The sequence below is a fragment of the Microvirga sp. BSC39 genome (assembly GCF_000739015.1).
In the GTDB taxonomy this organism is placed as follows: domain Bacteria; phylum Pseudomonadota; class Alphaproteobacteria; order Rhizobiales; family Beijerinckiaceae; genus Microvirga.
Map to the genome: position 1 here is coordinate 172,495 of NZ_JPUG01000068.1, position 16,766 is coordinate 189,260.

The 16,766-nt window shown below is 64.0% G+C and carries 15 protein-coding genes; 11 read left to right on the forward strand and 4 right to left on the reverse strand.

The annotated features are described in order from the left end of the window. Positions 1–14: 14 nt before the first annotated feature. On the reverse strand, positions 15–1,361 hold the full coding sequence (locus MA07_RS16695) for an Nramp family divalent metal transporter (RefSeq protein ID WP_036353300.1): 1,347 nt from the start codon (positions 1,359–1,361) through the stop codon (positions 15–17). A 226-nt stretch (positions 1,362–1,587) separates the two neighbouring features. On the opposite strand from MA07_RS16695, the gene MA07_RS16700 reads away from it, so the two are divergent. The 6 genes from MA07_RS16700 to MA07_RS16725 all read left to right on the forward strand — a co-directional run bounded on the left by MA07_RS16700 (position 1,588) and on the right by MA07_RS16725 (position 6,481). Next, entirely contained in the window at positions 1,588–3,564 is a 1,977-nt protein-coding gene (locus MA07_RS16700; RefSeq protein ID WP_036353641.1) for an acetyl/propionyl/methylcrotonyl-CoA carboxylase subunit alpha, read from the forward strand. 54 nt (positions 3,565–3,618) lie between these two features. Then, positions 3,619–4,056, forward strand: coding sequence for a DUF1489 domain-containing protein (locus MA07_RS16705; RefSeq protein ID WP_036353303.1), 438 nt, complete (start codon positions 3,619–3,621; stop codon positions 4,054–4,056). Positions 4,057–4,083: 27 nt separating this feature from the next. Continuing rightward, the gene (locus MA07_RS16710) at positions 4,084–4,341 is read left to right on the forward strand and encodes a hypothetical protein (RefSeq protein WP_036353306.1); all 258 of its coding nucleotides are present in this window, start codon (positions 4,084–4,086) and stop codon (positions 4,339–4,341) included. A gap of 80 nt (positions 4,342–4,421) precedes the next feature. Beyond that, positions 4,422–4,778 carry a hypothetical protein gene (locus MA07_RS16715; RefSeq protein ID WP_036353310.1) on the forward strand — a complete coding sequence of 119 codons (357 nt, stop codon included), beginning with the start codon at positions 4,422–4,424 and terminating at the stop codon, positions 4,776–4,778. A gap of 202 nt (positions 4,779–4,980) precedes the next feature. Next, a complete protein-coding gene (locus MA07_RS16720) occupies positions 4,981–5,688 on the forward strand; it encodes a glutathione S-transferase N-terminal domain-containing protein (protein WP_036353314.1) in 708 nt (235 codons plus the stop codon). 82 nt (positions 5,689–5,770) lie between these two features. Further along, positions 5,771–6,481: a DnaJ domain-containing protein gene (locus MA07_RS16725; protein WP_036353643.1), complete on the forward strand. Its 711-nt coding sequence runs from the start codon at positions 5,771–5,773 to the stop codon at positions 6,479–6,481. 77 nt (positions 6,482–6,558) lie between these two features. On the opposite strand, the gene MA07_RS16730 is transcribed toward MA07_RS16725, so the two are convergent. Then, entirely contained in the window at positions 6,559–8,160 is a 1,602-nt protein-coding gene (locus tag MA07_RS16730) for a D-alanyl-D-alanine carboxypeptidase (RefSeq protein ID WP_036353317.1), read from the reverse strand. A gap of 256 nt (positions 8,161–8,416) precedes the next feature. Here MA07_RS16730 and MA07_RS16735 point away from each other — a divergent pair, with 256 nt between their 5' ends. The 4 genes from MA07_RS16735 to MA07_RS16750 all read left to right on the forward strand — a co-directional run bounded on the left by MA07_RS16735 (position 8,417) and on the right by MA07_RS16750 (position 12,164). Continuing rightward, on the forward strand, positions 8,417–8,749 hold the full coding sequence (locus MA07_RS16735) for a phasin family protein (protein ID WP_036353321.1): 333 nt from the start codon (positions 8,417–8,419) through the stop codon (positions 8,747–8,749). Positions 8,750–9,020: 271 nt separating this feature from the next. Next, positions 9,021–9,425 carry an ATP-dependent Clp protease adapter ClpS gene (gene clpS, locus MA07_RS16740; protein WP_036353324.1) on the forward strand — a complete coding sequence of 135 codons (405 nt, stop codon included), beginning with the start codon at positions 9,021–9,023 and terminating at the stop codon, positions 9,423–9,425. A gap of 28 nt (positions 9,426–9,453) precedes the next feature. Next, on the forward strand, positions 9,454–11,916 hold the full coding sequence (gene clpA, locus MA07_RS16745; RefSeq protein WP_036353327.1) for an ATP-dependent Clp protease ATP-binding subunit ClpA: 2,463 nt from the start codon (positions 9,454–9,456) through the stop codon (positions 11,914–11,916). Further along, complete coding sequence (locus MA07_RS16750; protein ID WP_036353330.1) at positions 11,913–12,164, forward strand: hypothetical protein; 252 nt, start codon at positions 11,913–11,915, stop codon at positions 12,162–12,164. The genes clpA and MA07_RS16750 overlap by 4 nt, the downstream gene beginning before the upstream one ends. Before the next feature lie 171 nt (positions 12,165–12,335). Here MA07_RS16750 and MA07_RS27910 read toward each other — a convergent pair whose 3' ends face one another. Further along, positions 12,336–14,717: an HWE histidine kinase domain-containing protein gene (locus tag MA07_RS27910; RefSeq protein WP_160195446.1), complete on the reverse strand. Its 2,382-nt coding sequence runs from the start codon at positions 14,715–14,717 to the stop codon at positions 12,336–12,338. A gap of 300 nt (positions 14,718–15,017) precedes the next feature. Here MA07_RS27910 and MA07_RS16760 point away from each other — a divergent pair, with 300 nt between their 5' ends. Next, positions 15,018–15,590, forward strand: coding sequence for an NADPH-dependent FMN reductase (locus MA07_RS16760; RefSeq protein ID WP_036353333.1), 573 nt, complete (start codon positions 15,018–15,020; stop codon positions 15,588–15,590). Here MA07_RS16760 and MA07_RS16765 read toward each other — a convergent pair. Continuing rightward, positions 15,587–16,762 (reverse strand): GNAT family N-acetyltransferase, encoded by a 1,176-nt coding sequence (locus tag MA07_RS16765; protein ID WP_036353335.1) that lies wholly within the window; start codon positions 16,760–16,762, stop codon positions 15,587–15,589. The two genes, MA07_RS16760 and MA07_RS16765, sit on opposite strands and share 4 nt — an antisense overlap. Between the last annotated feature and the right edge of the window lie 4 nt (positions 16,763–16,766).

Below are 16,766 nucleotides of genomic sequence, written 5' to 3' on the forward strand. Positions count from 1 at the left end.
CCTCTCAGCCTGGCTCACCCCAACACGAAATCCACAAGCAGCTTCACGTTCAGCACCACGATCACCACCGCGATGAAGCCGGCAAGGGCTGTGAGCCATCGTGGGGTCACGAGGGCGCCCATCTTGGCCTTCGAGGCGGTCATCGTCACAAGGGGAATGATCGCGAAGGGGAGCTGGAGGCTCAGGATCACCTGGCTCAGGATCAGCAGTTTCGCCGTGCCGCTCTCGCCATAGGCGATGGTGACGATGGAGGCTGGGACGATGGCGATGCCGCGCGTGATGAGCCGGCGCATCCAGGGTGCCATCTTGAAGTTGATGAAGCCCTCCATGACGATCTGGCCCGCCATTGTGGCCGTGACCGTCGAGTTGAGGCCGCAGCACAAGAGCGACAGGCCGAACAGCATCGGCGCGATGGCGCTGCCGAGGATCGGCTGGAGCAGGGTGTGCGCCTCGCCGAGCTCGGCGATTTCCGTGCGCCCCGTGTGGTGGAACGCGGCCGCCGCCAGGATGAGCAGCGAAGCGTTGATGGTAAGCGCGAACATCAGCGCGATGGTGGAGTCCCAGGTGGCGAAGCGCAGGGCCTCCCGCTTTTCGGGAAGCGTCTCGCCATAGGCGCGGGTCTGCACGATGCCGGAATGCAGGTAGAGGTTATGCGGCATCACCGTGGCACCGAGGATACCGAGCGCGAGGTAGAGCATGTCCGGATTCGTGACGATCTCCGTCGTCGGCGCAAAGCCCGCGATCACGCCGGCCCAGTTCGGGTCCGCCATGGCGATCTGGATGCCGAAGCACACCGCGATCACGCCGAGCAGGGTGATGATGAAGGCCTCGACCCAGCGGAAGCCGAGGTTCTGCAGATACAGGATCAGGAACACGTCGAGCGCCGTGATGATGACGCCGATCTCCAGCGGGATGCCGAAGAGCAGGTTGAGGCCAATGGCCGTACCGATGACCTCGGCGAGATCGGTGGCGCAGATGGCGAGTTCCGCCAGCGCCCAGAGCACCCAAGCGACGGGCCGCGGGTAAGCATCGCGGCAGGCCTGGGCGAGGTCTCGGCCGGTGGCTACGGCCAGACGGGCGCAGAGCGACTGCAGGATGATCGCCATGATGTTGGAGATCAGCGCCACCGACAGCAGGGCGTAGCCGTATTTCGACCCGCCGGCGAGAGACGTCGCCCAGTTGCCCGGGTCCATGTAGCCCACGGCCACGAGATAGCCCGGCCCCATGAAGGCCGCTGCCCGTCGCCACGTCGATCCCCGCCGCACGGCAATGGAGCGGTTGACCTCCGGCAGGGAGGGCAGGTCCGAGGAGCGCCGCCACGCGGCCTTCTGCACGAGGGAGACGGGAGCCGACTGATCCATGGTCACTTTCTGCAGTTGCAAATTATTTGCAAGAGAAGGCTAGCGTGGAACAAACGTCCGGGCAAGAGGAGAGTTGCACAAAGTTGCATCGGATCGGCCCTTTAACCCGAAAGGGACGGCCGGCCTGTTGGACGACGAGCCCCAGGGGCGGTTCGCGCGTGACAAGAGGCTTGAGGTTTGCTCTAGGTTTCCCAAAACCTGAACGGACATCAGACAAGGGATGGACATGCTCGAGAGCGTCCTGATTGCCAATCGCGGCGAGATCGCGTGCCGCATCATCCGCACCGCCCGGCAGCTGGGGATGCGCACCATTGCGGTCTATTCGGAAGCCGACGCGGATGCGCTGTTCGTGCAGATGGCGGACGAAGCCCATCTCATCGGCCCGCCGCCTGCCCGCGAGAGCTATCTCCAGATCGACAGGATCATCGAAGTGGCCCGGCGCACCAAAGCCGCCTCCATCCATCCCGGCTACGGCTTCCTGTCCGAGCGGGCGGAGTTCGCCGAGGCCTGCGCGGCGAACGGCATAGTATTCGTCGGCCCGCCAGCCTCCGCCATCAAGGCAATGGGCCTCAAGGACGCCGCCAAGGCCCTCGTGCAGCAGGCAGGGGTCCCGGTGGTGCCCGGCTACCACGGCGCCAAGCAGGATCCGGATTTCCTGCGCCAGAAGGCCTACGAGATCGGCTACCCGGTCCTCATTAAGGCGGTGGCGGGCGGCGGCGGCAAGGGCATGCGGCGGGTCGAGAAGGCGGCGGACTTCGACGCCGCTCTGGAGAGCGCCCAGCGCGAGGCTGCGAGCGCTTTCGGCGATCCGCGGGTGCTGGTGGAGAAATACATCCTCTCGCCGCGCCATATCGAGATCCAGGTCTTCGCCGACAGCCACGGCAACGTGGTGCATCTCTTCGAGCGGGACTGCTCGCTCCAGCGCCGCCACCAGAAGGTCATCGAGGAAGCGCCCGCTCCCGGCATGCCGCCCGAGATGCGTGACGTGATGGGCCGCGCCGCCGTGGAAGCCGCCCGCGCGGTGGGCTACGTGGGCGCCGGCACCGTCGAGTTCATCGCCGACGGCCGCGAGGGCCTGCGCCCGGACCGGTTCTACTTCATGGAGATGAACACCCGTTTGCAGGTGGAGCATCCGGTCACGGAGGCCATCACGGGACTCGACCTTGTGGAACTGCAGTTCCGCGCGGCGTCCGGCGAGGCGCTGCCGTTCAGCCAAGACGATCTCGCCATCGACGGTCATGCGGTAGAGGCGCGGCTCTATGCCGAGGACCCGGAGAAGGAGTTCCTGCCGTCGACAGGCAAGCTCTGGGCTCTGGAGTTCCCGGAAGGCGAGGGCGTCCGCATCGACACCGGCGTCGAGGCCGGAGCGGAGGTCACGCCCTATTATGATCCGATGATCGCCAAGGTCATCGCGCACGGCGAGACGCGCGAGGAGGCGCTTTCGCTCCTGGCCGAGGCGCTTGGCCGGACGATTGTCGCCGGTCCGAAAACCAACGCGGCCTTCCTCAAGAAGCTGTGCGAAGCAGAAGGGTTCAGGGCAGGGCAGTTCGACACGGGGTTCATCGACCGCAATCTCGACGCGCTCGGTGTCGGACCTCAGCCGCGCGACGACGTCGCCGTGTCGTTCGGTGCGGCGGCGCTCATTTCGCGAGAGATCGAGCGCCTGCGCATGATCGAACTGCAGAAGAGCGACGAACCATCCTCGCCCTGGTCGAGCCCGGATGGCTTTCAACTGCTCGGGGCTCGTAGCGTCGGCGTGCCGCTCCTCGTCGATGGCGAGCGGGTCGATGCCCGTGAGGTATTCAGCCCGGAGCACCATGGCGCGAGCACGGTGGCCGTTGGCGAGAGCGACCCCTGGGCCGATGAGGAGATCGACCAGGAGGTCGAGGCACCGCACGGCGTCTACATCCTGCGCAACGGACGCCAGACGCTGGTGCAGCCTTACGACCCCTTCGATGTGGATCTCGAACACATGGACGAGGGCGGCTCGGTCAAGGCGCCAATGCACGGCAAGCTGGTGGCCGTGTTCGTGCAGCCGGGCGACAGGGTCGAGAAGGGTCAGCGGCTCGCCATCGTCGAAGCGATGAAGATGGAGCACGTGCTTGTGGCGCCCTCCGACGCGGAGGTGGCGGAGATTGCCGCCGAACCGGGTGCGCAGGTGGCGGAAGGCGCGCGCCTGATCGTGTTCAAGACGGAAGATTAACCTGCGGCGCATCGCCGGATGTCCGATCCGCGATGCGCATGGTTGAAAGCAGACATGGCACTTCACCTGATCAAACTGTGCGTCGGCTGCGACTCGATCACCGATCTTGAGCAGTGGATCGAGGAAAACCGCTCGCTCCATCGCCGGCTTGGACGCGACTATGAGCAGACGCATACGACCCGCATGGTGCCGAAGCGCATGGAAGAGCTTCTGGGCGGCGGTTCGCTGTACTGGGTTATCAAGGGCCATGTGGCAGCCCGGCAGACGCTTCTCGACGTCCGCCCCTTCACGGACGGCGACGGCATCGGGCGCTGCCGGTTGGTGCTGGAGCCGAAGGTGGTCGCCGTAGAGCCGAGGCCCTGTCGGCCGTTTCAGGGCTGGCGGTATCTCGTTGCGAAGGATGCCCCGCGTGATATCGATGGAAGCGCAGGAGACCTTGCCAAGATGCCCGAGGACATGCGCCGGGAGCTTGCCGAACTCGGCCTTCTCTAACTTATGTGAATCCGTGGAGGCGTTGCGATGAAGCTCTCGATCATCTTGTCCCTGCTGCTGATTGCCTCAGCCGGCTCGGCGCTTGCGAAAGAGTGCCGCACGCCGCACCTGCCGCCTGGCATGGAGGTGAGGCTTCCGCCTGGCTGCGAGGAGCCCCTCGCAAGCCGTTCAAAGGCGGAAAGGCGCAATGGCATCAGGGCGGAGCAGGGCTTCATCGATCTGGGTAACGGCACGCAGGTGCGGATCAGCGGCCGCGTCCGGGCGGAATACGGGCTTCGCCGTTAGACTTTTTTGCTGGGGATCTTCCTGGAACCTCGCTGCCGCGATTCGCATTGGCTCAGCAGTTCAGTTGAGTGGAGGTTCCGATGCTGATGTGTGCATCCGAAGGCCGGCACTGGCGTTACGAGGTCTGTGAGCATGACGACGGCTATCTCGTCCAAATGCGCGACCTGACGACCGGGGAGCTGGATGAAGAATTCTCCACCATCTTCCGCACCCTGCCGGTTGCGTTCGCCTATGCAGAAATGTCGGCGGCTTATGAGCGCTACGCGGCCTGCGAGCTGGAGCAGTCGGAGGACGAGCAGATCGAGTTCGATGTGGAAGCCACCGAGCGCCACTTCATCGATTTGAGCGACAGGCTTCACGATTCAGGCATTAACGGCATCGTCGTCCAGGCCTGGGAACGCGAGAGCCAGCGCGGCACGGCTCGTCTTCTGCACTGAAACTTGATCGGCAGGCAGCGGCTTCGCGGTTGCAAGCCGCTGTCGCCCCTCTAGAGCATCGTGCGGAAAAGTGGAGCCGGTTTTCCGCACGATGCTCTCATTCACAAGAAAGCATCGGATGGATCCCAAAAGTGCAAGTCCACTTTTGGGTCCGATGCTTTAGCATCGCTCCACCACGACTCACGTCGATGATGGAGTTCCCATGGCCGATCTCTCCGCCTTCCCGATTATCAGCCGCTGGCCGGCCCAGCATCCCGACCGCATCCAGCTTTATTCCACACCCACGCCGAACGGCGTGAAGGTCTCCATCATGCTGGAGGAGATCGGGCTCGCTTACGAGCCGCACTTCATCAACATCGGTGAAAACGAGACCTGGGGGCCGGAATACCTGTCCCTGAACCCGAACGGCAAGATCCCGGCCATCATCGATCCCGATGGACCGGACGGCAAACCCTTCGGCTTGTTCGAGTCCGGCGCCATCCTCCTCTACCTCGCCGAGAAGACAGGCCAGCTTCTGCCCTCCGACCCAGCGCGCCGCTACGAGACCATCCAGTGGGTGTTCTTCCAGATGGCCTCGGTCGGCCCGATGTTCGGCCAGCTCGGCTTCTTCCATAAGTTCGCCGGCCGCGAGATCGAGGACAAGCGGCCTCTGGAGCGATACCGCAACGAATCCAAGCGCCTGCTGGGCGTGCTGGAGACCCGGCTCGAGGGTCATGACTGGATCATGGGCGGTGACTACACCATCGCCGACATCTCCCTGCTGGGTTGGGTTCGAAACCTGATCGGCTTCTACGGCGCGGGCGAACTGGTCGAGTTCGACAGCCTCAAGCGGGTGCCGGCATGGCTGGAGCGGGGCTTGGCCCGTCCGGCGGTTCAGCGCGGTCTCACCATTCCGGCGCGCCCGGCCTGAGTCTGCTGCCGCCGCATTCTTCAAGGCGGCGATTTACATCCGACCCATCCCGGCCCACATGTTGGGATGGGGACGTAAAACCATGATGCTTCTTTTCGGAATCGCTGCAGTCGCCCTTCTGTGGTGGCTGGGCAAGACTTACACGCGCACCGACCCGAAGGCGCTGGCGAAGGCCGTCAGAACCATAGGCGGAGTCGCCGCCATCGGCGCGGCCGTATGGGTGGGCATCAAAGGCCAGCCCGGCCTTGCCCTGCTCATCGGTGGGCTCGGCGCGTGGGCGTTGGGATGGAACGTCCTCAATCTCCCTGGACCTTGGAGCCGGTTTCAGCCCCAGTCCGGCCGCTTTTCCCGCATCCGCTCGGCCATGATCGAGATGGAGATCGACCATGCCACCGGCGCGGTCGAGGGCAGCGTTCTGGTTGGGGCCTTTGCGGGAAGGCGTCTCTCCAGCCTCGATCCGGGGAGCCTGCGCCGCCTCCACGACGAGTGCAGTGCCCACGACCCGCAGGGTGTCCCCCTCCTAGAGGCGTATCTTGATCGCCGGTTTACCGGCTGGCGTGAAAACGCTCAGGGAGATCGTGACACGCGGACGCGCACTCATGCGCAGTCTGGCGTAATGACGAAAGAAGAAGCCTATCAGATCCTGGGGCTTCAGCCGGGTGCGAGCCTCGACGAGGTCCGAAAAGCGCATCGGACCTTGATGAAGAGGCTCCATCCCGATCACGGGGGGACGGCGTACCTCGCGGCTCGCGTCAACGAGGCGAGAGAAGTCCTGCTGGGCCGACATCGCTGATACTCCACGCGCGATCCGGTGGTCTTAGCTGAGACGGCGGAAGCACACGCACCGTCTCAGGGTTCTTCAACTCTGTCTCAGCCGCGGGAGGCGAAGCAGTTCACGCCGCTCTTCTTGAGCTGCTTGCAGGTCTTCGCAGCATCGTCCGACTCCGAGAAGCCGGAGAAGCGGGCGCGATAGAGAGTGCTGCCGTCGACAGTCACCTTTTCCGTGAAGGGAGAGGCTTTGCCGAGCAGCTTGCCGAAGCGGCTGCGGGCGGTATCGAGCATCTCCTTGGCCTTGGACTCGTCATCCGTGGCGCCGAGCTGGATCACCCAGCCCGTCACGGCCGGACGCTCGACCTTCTTCGGCTCGGGGGCTTCGACCTTGAGCGAAGCGGTCTTCGTCGGGGCCTGGGCGGCAGGCGCCGCCTCGACAGGCTTCGCCTCGATCTTCGCCACGAGGGCAGCCTTCTGCGACGCCGGGATCTGGGCCGGGGCAGCAGCCTGCTGGGGCAGCGCGGCATAGGCTTGGGCGTTCAGGGGCAGCGGCTCCTGGCCCTTCTGCCAGCGCACCGAGGAGGTGGAGGAGGGGGTCGTGGTGGAGCTTGCGCCCGTGGCGGATGCCACCACGGGACGCAGGGTGTTCAGGTCAAGCGGCTTGCGATCGGGGGCGGGTTGGGGCGTCGTCGCCTGGGCCATCGGCGCCTCCGGGCTGGCAGACGCGACCCTAACCGGAGCCTGGACGGGAGCCGGCTCGACCGGACGGGGAGCGGGAGCCTCGGCCACCATGGTGGGCTGGGCCGAGCCTTCGACCACCGGCGGGGCGATGCGGGCGCCGGCATAGGCGCGGGGCAGATGATCGTCGATCAGGCCAGCCATCTTCTGGTCGCGGGACGCGCCGGAACGGCCGCCGAGCACCACGGCCACGATGCTGCGGCTGGCGGTGTTGACCGAGGTCAGCAGATTGAAGCCGGACAGGCGTGTATAGCCGGTCTTGATGCCGTCCACGCCCTCGACCTTGCCCAGGAGGCGGTTATGGCCGCGGATCGTGCGCTTGCCGTACTGGAAGGAGCGGGTCTCGAAATAGGCGAAGTATTTCGGGAAGCGGTCCTGGATCGCACGACCGAGCACCGACAGGTCGCGCGCGGTGGTGATGTTCGGCGGATCGTTCGGAAGGCCGTGCGGGTTGTAGAAGGCGGTGGAGCTCATGCCGAGCTCCCTGGCCTTGCGGGTCATCATCTGGGCAAAGGCCTCTTCCGACCCGGCGATGTTCTCGGCCACCACGACGGAGACGTCGTTGGCCGAGAGAGTCACCATTGCCTTGATGGCATCGTCGACCTCGATGGTCGAACCGGGGCGCAGGCCGAGCTTGGTCGGCGGCTGGCTGGCGGCATAGGACGAAACCGTCAGAGGGGTGCTGAGGCTCATCCGGCCCCGCTCCAGCTGCTCGAAGAGCAGGTAAAGGCTCATGACCTTCGTGATGGAGGCGGGGATACGAGGTGCATCGATATTCTCGCCCTGCAGAATCTTGCCGGTCTTGGCATCGACCACGATGGACGCGGTGGGTGGGCCGTAGCCGCCGCCAGCCGGAGCCTTGCGGCGGGCTGCCTCAGCGGGAGAGGTAACCGTAATGGCAAATGACGCGACGATACCAACGAGAGCCCATGCTTTTCGGTGTCCTGTCCAAACCGAATTCATGCTGAAAAATCCCTGTTTCGTTTGGTTCTTAGGCCCTTGCGCCCGGCTCTCTACAAGGAACCGTTGCCGGCGCAACACATGCTCTGACGGTAAGGGGTTGCGGTTACGGGGGGGTTAACAGGGGCGATTCCGTCGCGGGGTCTGTTGTGCAATGCACAATGGAACTTGACAAGTTTTTGTGCAGTGCACATAAAGAGTTCCGTCAGCTGCTCAGCGGCGCCGACCATCATTAAACGCCTTATTGTCGAGGTTCACAATGCTTCAGCCGTTCACCCAGATTCAGAAGCTCGGCCAGGACAACCTGGATGCCACCATGAAGGCGCTCGGCGCTTTCTCCAGCACCTCCCAGGCGATCGCCACCGAGGCCGCAGAGTTCGCCCGCAAGTCGTTCGAGCACACCTCCTCCACGGTCGAGAAGCTGCTCGGCGTCCAGACCCTGGACAAGGCAGTCGAGATCCAGACGGCCTACGTGAAGGGCGCCTATGACAACCTGGTCAGCCAGTCGACCAAGATGGGCTCGCTCTACTCGAACCTCGCCACCGAGACGATGAAGCCCTACGAAGGCCTCCTGTCGAAGACCGCTGCCTAAGGCAAGCAGTCTCCTATCCTTTAGGATGAAGCGCCCGGCCTCGTGCCGGGCGTTTCGCGTTGGGCAGGATGCGTCGGGGCTCGGCTGCCCCTTTGCCCCGGTCGCGAAGGCGTGACCAAGATGTCGCTCTTTTCATCCATGCTGCGACCACCCATCTGGTTGATCTGGCGAACTGAATGGAGCGACTATAGATTTGGCTTTGTGGTGTGGCTCGAACCGGGATGCGAGCCACGGCAGGGCCAAGACGAGAACAAGGGGCGGTCGTCCGACGATGTTGCGGTTAGCTTACGGTACTATGACTCTGTCGGGGCAGTCTCCGATTTCGGCTGCCGGCGGGTCGCAGCCTCCCGGGAGAGATCCCGGAGGCGATGATGGTGGGCGCTCCAATACGGCCATCATCACGAAAACCAAGCCGCGCACGAAACGGCCGAACCTTTACCGCGTTCTCCTCTTGAACGATGATTACACCCCGATGGAGTTCGTGGTGCATGTGCTGGAGCGTTTCTTCAACAAGAATCGGGAAGATGCGACCCGGATCATGCTGCACGTCCACCAGAACGGCGTCGGGGAATGTGGAGTTTTTACCTACGAGATTGCCGAGACCAAGGTCACCCAGGTGATGGATTTCGCCCGGAAGCACCAGCACCCTCTGCAATGTGTAATGGAAAAGAATTAGCCGAGCCCCGCTCATAAAGGACAAGCCGTTGCCGAGCTTTTCTCGCAGTCTTGAACAAGCCCTTCACCGAGCCCTCGCTCTTGCCGGCGAGCGCCGCCACGAATACGCAACCCTCGAGCACCTTCTCCTGGCCCTGATCGACGACCAGGATGCGGCCGCCGTCATGCGGGCCTGCAATGTCGATCTCGACACCCTCCGCCGCAACCTGGTGGATTACGTCGACAGCGAACTCGCCAACCTCGTCGCGGACGGGCGCCAGGACTCCAAGCCGACGGCCGGCTTCCAGCGCGTGATCCAGCGGGCGGTGATCCATGTCCAGTCCTCGGGGCGGGATGAAGTGACGGGCGCCAACGTGCTGGTCGCCATCTTCGCCGAGCGGGAGAGCCATGCGGCCTACTTCCTGCAGGAGCAGGACATGACCCGCTATGACGCGGTCAACTACATCAGCCACGGCATCGCCAAGCGTCCAGGCCTCACCGAGAGCCGCTCTCCGCGCGGTTCCGAGGAGGAGTCGTCGAACGAGCGTCCGACTCAGGAAGAGGGCGATGCACGGGCGAAGAAAAAGGGCGACGCCCTCGAGGCTTACTGCGTCAATCTCAACAAGAAGGCGAAGGAAGGCCGGATCGATCCGCTCATCGGCCGTGAATCCGAGGTCCAGCGCACCATCCAGGTCCTGTGCCGCCGCCAGAAGAACAACCCGCTCCTCGTCGGTGATCCCGGCGTCGGCAAAACCGCCATCGCGGAAGGCCTTGCCCGCAAGATCGTCCAGGGTCAGGTGCCGGAGGTCCTGAAGGGCGCCACCGTCTTCTCCCTCGACATGGGCACGCTGCTCGCCGGCACCCGCTATCGAGGCGACTTCGAGGAGCGCCTGAAGCAGGTGATGAAGGAGATCGAGGCTCATCCGAACGCCATCATGTTCATCGATGAGATCCATACGGTGATCGGCGCCGGCGCCACCTCGGGCGGTGCCATGGATGCCTCCAACCTCCTGAAGCCTGCCCTTGCCCAGGGCAGCCTCCGGTGCATCGGCTCGACCACCTACAAGGAATACCGCCAGTATTTCGAGAAGGACCGGGCTCTCGTGCGTCGCTTCCAGAAGATCGACGTGAACGAGCCGTCCGTGCCGGATGCCATCGAGATCGTGAAGGGCCTGAAGCCCTATTTCGAGGACTTCCACAAGCTCAAGTACACCAACGACGCCGTAAAGGCCGCGGTGGAGCTGTCGGCCCGCTACATCAACGACCGGAAGCTGCCGGACAAGGCGATCGACGTGATCGACGAGACCGGCGCGTCGCAGATGCTCCTCCCCGAGGGTCGCCGCAAGAAGACCATCGGCATCAAGGAGATCGAGGCGACCATCGCCACCATGGCCCGGATCCCGCCCAAGACCGTGTCGAAGGACGACGCGGAGGTGCTCGCGCACCTGCAGGACACCCTCAAGCGGGTCGTCTACGGGCAGGACAAGGCCATCGAGGCGCTCTCCTCGGCGATCAAGCTGGCCCGCGCCGGCCTGCGCGACGCGGAAAAGCCCATCGGCTCCTACCTCTTCGCCGGCCCCACGGGTGTCGGCAAGACCGAGGTTGCCAAGCAGCTTGCCACGTCTCTGGGCGTCGAACTCCTGCGCTTCGACATGTCGGAGTACATGGAGCGGCATACGGTCAGCCGCCTGATCGGCGCGCCTCCCGGATATGTGGGCTTCGACCAGGGCGGTCTCCTGACCGACGGCATCGACCAGCATCCGCACTGCGTGCTCCTGCTCGACGAGATCGAGAAGGCTCACCCGGACCTGTTCAACATCCTGCTCCAGGTCATGGACCACGGGAAGCTGACGGACCACAACGGCAAGCAGGTCGATTTCCGCAACGTGATCATCATCATGACCACGAATGCGGGCGCCGCCGACATGGCCCGCCCGGCCTATGGCTTCACCCGCACCAAGCGGGAGGGTGACGACACCGAGGCCGTGAACAAGCTGTTCACGCCGGAGTTCCGCAACCGCCTCGATGCCATCATCTCCTTCGGTCACCTGCCGAAGGAAGTGGTCCAGAAGGTCGTCGACAAGTTCGTCATGCAGCTGGATGCCCAGCTCGCCGACCGCAACGTGTCGATCGAGCTCACGGACGAGGCCCGCGACTGGCTGGTCGAGCACGGCTACGACGAGGCCATGGGCGCCCGCCCCATGGGCCGTCTGATCCAGACGACCATCAAGACGCCCCTCGCCGACGAGGTTCTCTTCGGACGCCTCAAGGATGGCGGAGCGGTCAAGGTCGTGGTCAAGACCGACGAGATCGGCCTGCAGAGCCTAGGGTTCGAGTATGTCGAAGGCCCGGTGAAGCCGAAGCCCGAGAAGGTCGAGACGAACGCCAAGAAGAAGCCCAAGGCGAAGTCCGCGTCTTCGAAGACAAAAAAGTCGGTGAAGCCGAAGGGCCCCGATGGTAATGGTGGCGGAGGTGTCCGCACCGTTCCGAAGGTACCGTTGGTTAGAGCATGACGACTGAAATTCACGAGGGGCCGCTGCAGGCCTCCCGCACCCTGGATGCTCCGGCGAAGGCCTCGTGGCGCGAGAAGCGCTACCAGCGCCGTCGCCGACGCGTCTGGTTCGAGGAGATCCTCGGATGGATCCTCGTGCCGGTGATCATCCTTGGCTGTTACTGGTTCCTGGAAGTGGGCCTGAGTGCTCTCGGCAGTTCGCCGGCGGCGATCATGGAAGGCATCGAGGCCATTATCGCCACCCTCTAAGGGCCTGATCTCCAGTCGATTTCATGAAAAGCCGTACCGGCACCTCCGGTACGGCTTTTCGTTTGCCCTCAAGGCATCGGACGTGAAATCGGACCCACGTCCGATGCTTCACGTCTCTGGCTTTGAGCATCTCTCCACGCAGAACCGGTGCCCACTTTTGCGTTCGAACCTCTAGGTGATCGGAGCGTCGACGGTGCAGACGACGCCGGCAGGAGCGAAATCGATCGTTGCTTTCCCATGGAGATCCTGAGCGAGGCTGCGCTCGATGAGGCGGGTGCCGAAGCCCCTGCGTTGCGGAATCTCGACCGCCGGCCCGTTGGTCTCCGACCAGGTCAGATGCAGGCGTTTCTCCGGAGCATCGTTGACCGACCAGGCAATCCGCACCTCGCCGGCTTCATTGGACAGGGCGCCGTACTTCACCGCGTTCGTGGCGAGCTCCTGGAGGGCCATGGCAATCGCCAGAGCCATCCGGGGCGAAAGGCGAACGTCCGGCCCTTCCATATGGATGCGCGTCTCGCGCTCATGCCGGTAGGGCGTCATGGCTTCCCGGACGATCTCGAGGAGGCCGGCGCCCTCCCAGTTCTCCCTCGTCAGCACGTCGTGGGCGCGGGAGAGGGCAAACAGGCGGGCCTCCATGGCTGAGCGAGCCTCCCCCATGGTTCCTGCATTGCGGAGAGTCTGAGAGGCGATGGACTGCACGGTGGCAAGCGTGTTCTTCACCCGGTGATTCAGCTCATGGATCAGGAGCTGCTGATGCTCTTCGGCCCGCTTGCGCTCGGTGATGTCCATGACGACGCCGCGGGATCTGATGATCCTGTCCTTGTCGTCCCGCACATACTCACCCCGCCCGTTCACCCACCGGATCGCGCCGTCGGGCATCACGAGGCGGAGCGTCCATTCGAAGTTGCGGAAGCCGGTGTCCTCCTGCTCCCTGTCGCGCTTGTCCATAATCTTCGAGACATCATCGGGGTGATAGCGGGCCCGGATATCCGCAATCGTCAGCACATGATCGGGTGGGTAGCCGTAAAGCTCGCTGAGGCGCGCTGAAGGGTTCATCCTTCCCTTGACGTGATCGAAGTCGAAGATGGCGAGCGAGCCGGCCTCGAGAGCCGCCATCAGCTCCGCCTCTCTCTCGATCAGAGCCTCCTCGGCTTCCTTGCGATCGGTGATGTCCAGGAGAACGCCGACCGTTCTCGTCGGAAACCCGTCGGGACCGAGCAGCATCTCTGCGCGCATCAGGAGCCAGCGCAGCGACCCGTCAACTCTGTAGAACCGGTACTCGGCCTCGAAGAACCGCTCTCCCTTCTTGAGGGCGCTCAGCGCGGCGGCGGTCAGCCGGTCTCGATCCCCCGGATAATAACGGGTCCGGATCTCGGCGATATCCAGTTCGGCATCCGCCGGAAATCCGAGGATGCGGTTGAGCTCGGGGCTCGCCGTAATGTGGTCCGTTGCCGTTTCATGCTCCCATACGGCCATGCGGCCCGCATCGATGGCGAGCCGCAGGCGATCCTCGCTGGCCCGGAGCGCGATCTCCGCACGGGCGCGTTCGAGGGCGTCCCAGATGCGCTCCGCCACATCCTCGACGAGCTTCGCCTCGCTCTCGGTCCAGAATCGGGGCGTTCGGTTGTGCACGTAGATTGCCGCCACCATGCGCCCGCGCTTGATCAGGCTCACCGTCATGGCAGCTGAGAATTCCAGGGCGGCGAAGGTGGCCAGATGGTCGGGCGAGTTGGTGCGCGGGTCCTCTGCGGCATCGCGGATGACCAGGCTATCGCCGCGCCTGAGGGCTTCGTGGATCTCCGGGCCGAATGCCGCTAGATCGTAGGTTCCCGTCAGGTGGGCCACCGTACCGTCCGTCCAGTTGCTTTCGGTCGTGAAGTAGCGGGCGGTCTCCTCGACCTCACCGAAGCCCACGCGGCTGACCCTCAGATGCTCGCCCAGCATCTGCTGCGCTGCGGTGATGACTTCGCTGGGCTCGTTCAGGCCGCGCAGGTGGTCGCTCAGGCGGACAAGAAACTCGAGCCGCTGCTCGCTCAGGACCTTCGAGGTCGTCTCGTGCACGATGCAGAGAACGCCGCCGACGTCGCCGTTCTCGTCATGGACCGGGCTGTAGGAGAAGGTCCACCATGTCTGCTCCGGATATCCTTTCCGCCGGAGGGTAATCGGCAGATCCTCGAAGTAGCTGGCCTCGCCGGCGAGAGCCCGCTCCGCAATCGGCCCCATGACATCCCAGGCTTCCGACCAGATCTCGCGAAAAGGACGGCCAAGGGCCTCGGGCTTGGTGCCCAGCATTGGCCTGTAGGCATCGTTATAGAAGGCGGTCAGCTCCGGTCCCCAAACCATGAAGGTCGGAAACTTCGAATGGAGCATCATGCTCACGGCGGTGCGCAGGGAGTGCGGCCATGTCTCGATGGCGCCGATCGGGGTCGACGACCAGTCGTGACGGCGCACCCGCTCGCCCATGGCGCCGCCATTGGCAAGGAAGTCCGGCAGAGGCGTGAGACGGTGCTGCATCACGGGAGCTTCCAGCGGGTCGGGCTTGATGTCATCCAAGAGGTTAGAAATCCGAAACGGCAGAAAATCGTCCCCGTCGGGCTGCATAGGAGACTGGGAGGAGACAATTCCATGAAGTTTCGACGCGATGGAAGAAGGGGTTGATGTCGGCAAGACACATATGAACCGTTATCCCGTGATTTCTAGGACCCACCCTCGACTTGTCGGTGCCTTGTCCAAGGGTGATGTCGCTTTCCCAACCGTCATGGTTTGACCTCACCGCTGACGGGTCCTAGCCTGAGGCGGTTTCGATCCCGGAGCGGAACGTTCTCCAATGGCTCGGACGATCACGAGGGCACCATGACGAAACTGATAGGCCTGTCCGGCAGCCTGCGGCAGGCCTCGTACAACACCGCCCTTCTTCGCAATGCCGCCGGCATGATGCCGGAGGGTTCCGAACTCATTGTGGAGACCATTCGGGACATTCCGCTCTACGATGCCGACCTGGAAGCGGCCGAGGGAATCCCGAAGAAGGTCACGGCACTGAAGGACGCCATCGCGGCTGCAGATGGGCTGCTCCTCGTGACGCCGGAGTACAACAATTCGATCCCAGGCGTGTTCAAGAACGCCATCGACTGGCTTTCCCGTCCGGACTCGGACATCAAGCGCGTTTTCGGAAACAAGCCCATGGCCGTGATTGGCGCTTCGCCGGGCGGCTTCGGCACCATTCTGTCCCAGAATGCATGGCTCCCGGTCCTGCGCACCCTGAAAGCCGACTTCTGGTCCGACGGTCGCCTGATGGTGTCGCGGGCCGGAACAGTCTTCAATCAGGACGGCAGCCTGACTGATCAAAAGATCGAGGACCAGCTTCGGAAATTCCTTGCAGGCTTCGTCGCCTTCGCGCGGCAGCGTGCATCCTCTGCCGGCGCCTAATCCTCTTCCCGATGCTTGAAGGGGGTCGCTTCCTCAAGCTCCTCGGCGGCCTCAGATACGTAGAGGCGCTCCTGCTCGAGATAGGCCTCGATGGCCCGGCGCAGCCCGGGATCGGCGATGTCGTGCGCCGATGAGGTGATCACGGGCCTGTAGCCGCGCGCCAGCTTGTGTTCGCCCTGGGCTCCCGCCTCGACCCGGTCGAGGCCGCGCGCGATGGCGAATGCGATGGCCTGATAGTAGCAGACCTCGAAATGCAGGAACGGGTGATCCTCGATGCAGCCCCAGTTGCGCCCATAGAGGCGCTTGTCGCCGATGAAGTTGATGGCGCCCGCAATGTAACGGCCGTCGCGTTTGGCCATGACGAGCAGCACCCGGTCGGCCATGCGCTCGCCGATGAGCGAGAAGAAGAGGCGGTTGAGATAGGGGCGGCCCCATTTGCGGGAGCCGGTGTCCATGTAGAAGGCGAAGAAGGCATCCCAGTGCGCCTCGGTGATGTCCTTGCCCGTCACCCATTCGACCGTGATGCCGTTGGAAAGCGCGTCGCGCCGCTCCCGCCGGATCGCCTTACGCTTGCGCGAGGCAAGGGCCGCCAGGAAGTCGTCGAAGCTGCCGTAGCCTTCGTTGAACCAGTGGAACTGCTGGTCGGCCCGCCGAAGGAAGTTCTCGGACGTGAAGGCTTCGAGATCGTCCTGCTGCAGGAAGGTCGCGTGGATGGACGAGGCACCGGTCTGATCCCGCAACGCCCGCAGGCCGGCGATGAGATAGGAGCGGGTCTCCGCCGCCTGGGGGCCGTTCGGCACAAGGAGGCGAGGGCCGGTGGCGGGCGTGAACGGCACGGCCACCTGGAGCTTGGGGTAGTAGCGTCCACCGGCTCGCGAATAGGCGTCAGCCCATGAATGGTCGAAGACGTATTCGCCCTGGGAATGAGATTTCAGGTAGCAGGGCGCAACACCCAGAAGTCTCTCAGCTTCGTCCTCGACCAGGACGTGCAACGGCGCCCAGCCGGTCTTGGCCCCGACGCAAGCAGAATCCTCGAGCGCGGAGAGAAAGGCATGAGACACGAAGGGATTGACCGGATCGTCGTCGCCGGAGCCCGTGCCCTGGGCACAGGCATCCCACTGGGCGGCAGGAACGGCCTTCAGGCCCTGGGCAATTTTGACTTGGACGTTCACTGAG

What these genes read in the sequence shown, in the direction of transcription:
- MA07_RS16695 (WP_036353300.1), bottom strand. Translation starts at nt 1,361, where the DNA reads ATGGATCAGTCGGCTCCCGTCTCCCTCGTGCAGAAGGCCGCGTGGCGG.
- MA07_RS16700 (WP_036353641.1), top strand. Translation starts at nt 1,588, where the DNA reads ATGCTCGAGAGCGTCCTGATTGCCAATCGCGGCGAGATCGCGTGCCGC.
- MA07_RS16705 (WP_036353303.1), top strand. Translation starts at nt 3,619, where the DNA reads ATGGCACTTCACCTGATCAAACTGTGCGTCGGCTGCGACTCGATCACC.
- MA07_RS16710 (WP_036353306.1), top strand. Translation starts at nt 4,084, where the DNA reads ATGAAGCTCTCGATCATCTTGTCCCTGCTGCTGATTGCCTCAGCCGGC.
- MA07_RS16715 (WP_036353310.1), top strand. Translation starts at nt 4,422, where the DNA reads ATGCTGATGTGTGCATCCGAAGGCCGGCACTGGCGTTACGAGGTCTGT.
- MA07_RS16720 (WP_036353314.1), top strand. Translation starts at nt 4,981, where the DNA reads ATGGCCGATCTCTCCGCCTTCCCGATTATCAGCCGCTGGCCGGCCCAG.
- MA07_RS16725 (WP_036353643.1), top strand. Translation starts at nt 5,771, where the DNA reads ATGATGCTTCTTTTCGGAATCGCTGCAGTCGCCCTTCTGTGGTGGCTG.
- MA07_RS16730 (WP_036353317.1), bottom strand. Translation starts at nt 8,160, where the DNA reads ATGAATTCGGTTTGGACAGGACACCGAAAAGCATGGGCTCTCGTTGGT.
- MA07_RS16735 (WP_036353321.1), top strand. Translation starts at nt 8,417, where the DNA reads ATGCTTCAGCCGTTCACCCAGATTCAGAAGCTCGGCCAGGACAACCTG.
- clpS (WP_036353324.1), top strand. Translation starts at nt 9,021, where the DNA reads ATGTTGCGGTTAGCTTACGGTACTATGACTCTGTCGGGGCAGTCTCCG.
- MA07_RS16750 (WP_036353330.1), top strand. Translation starts at nt 11,913, where the DNA reads ATGACGACTGAAATTCACGAGGGGCCGCTGCAGGCCTCCCGCACCCTG.
- MA07_RS16760 (WP_036353333.1), top strand. Translation starts at nt 15,018, where the DNA reads ATGACGAAACTGATAGGCCTGTCCGGCAGCCTGCGGCAGGCCTCGTAC.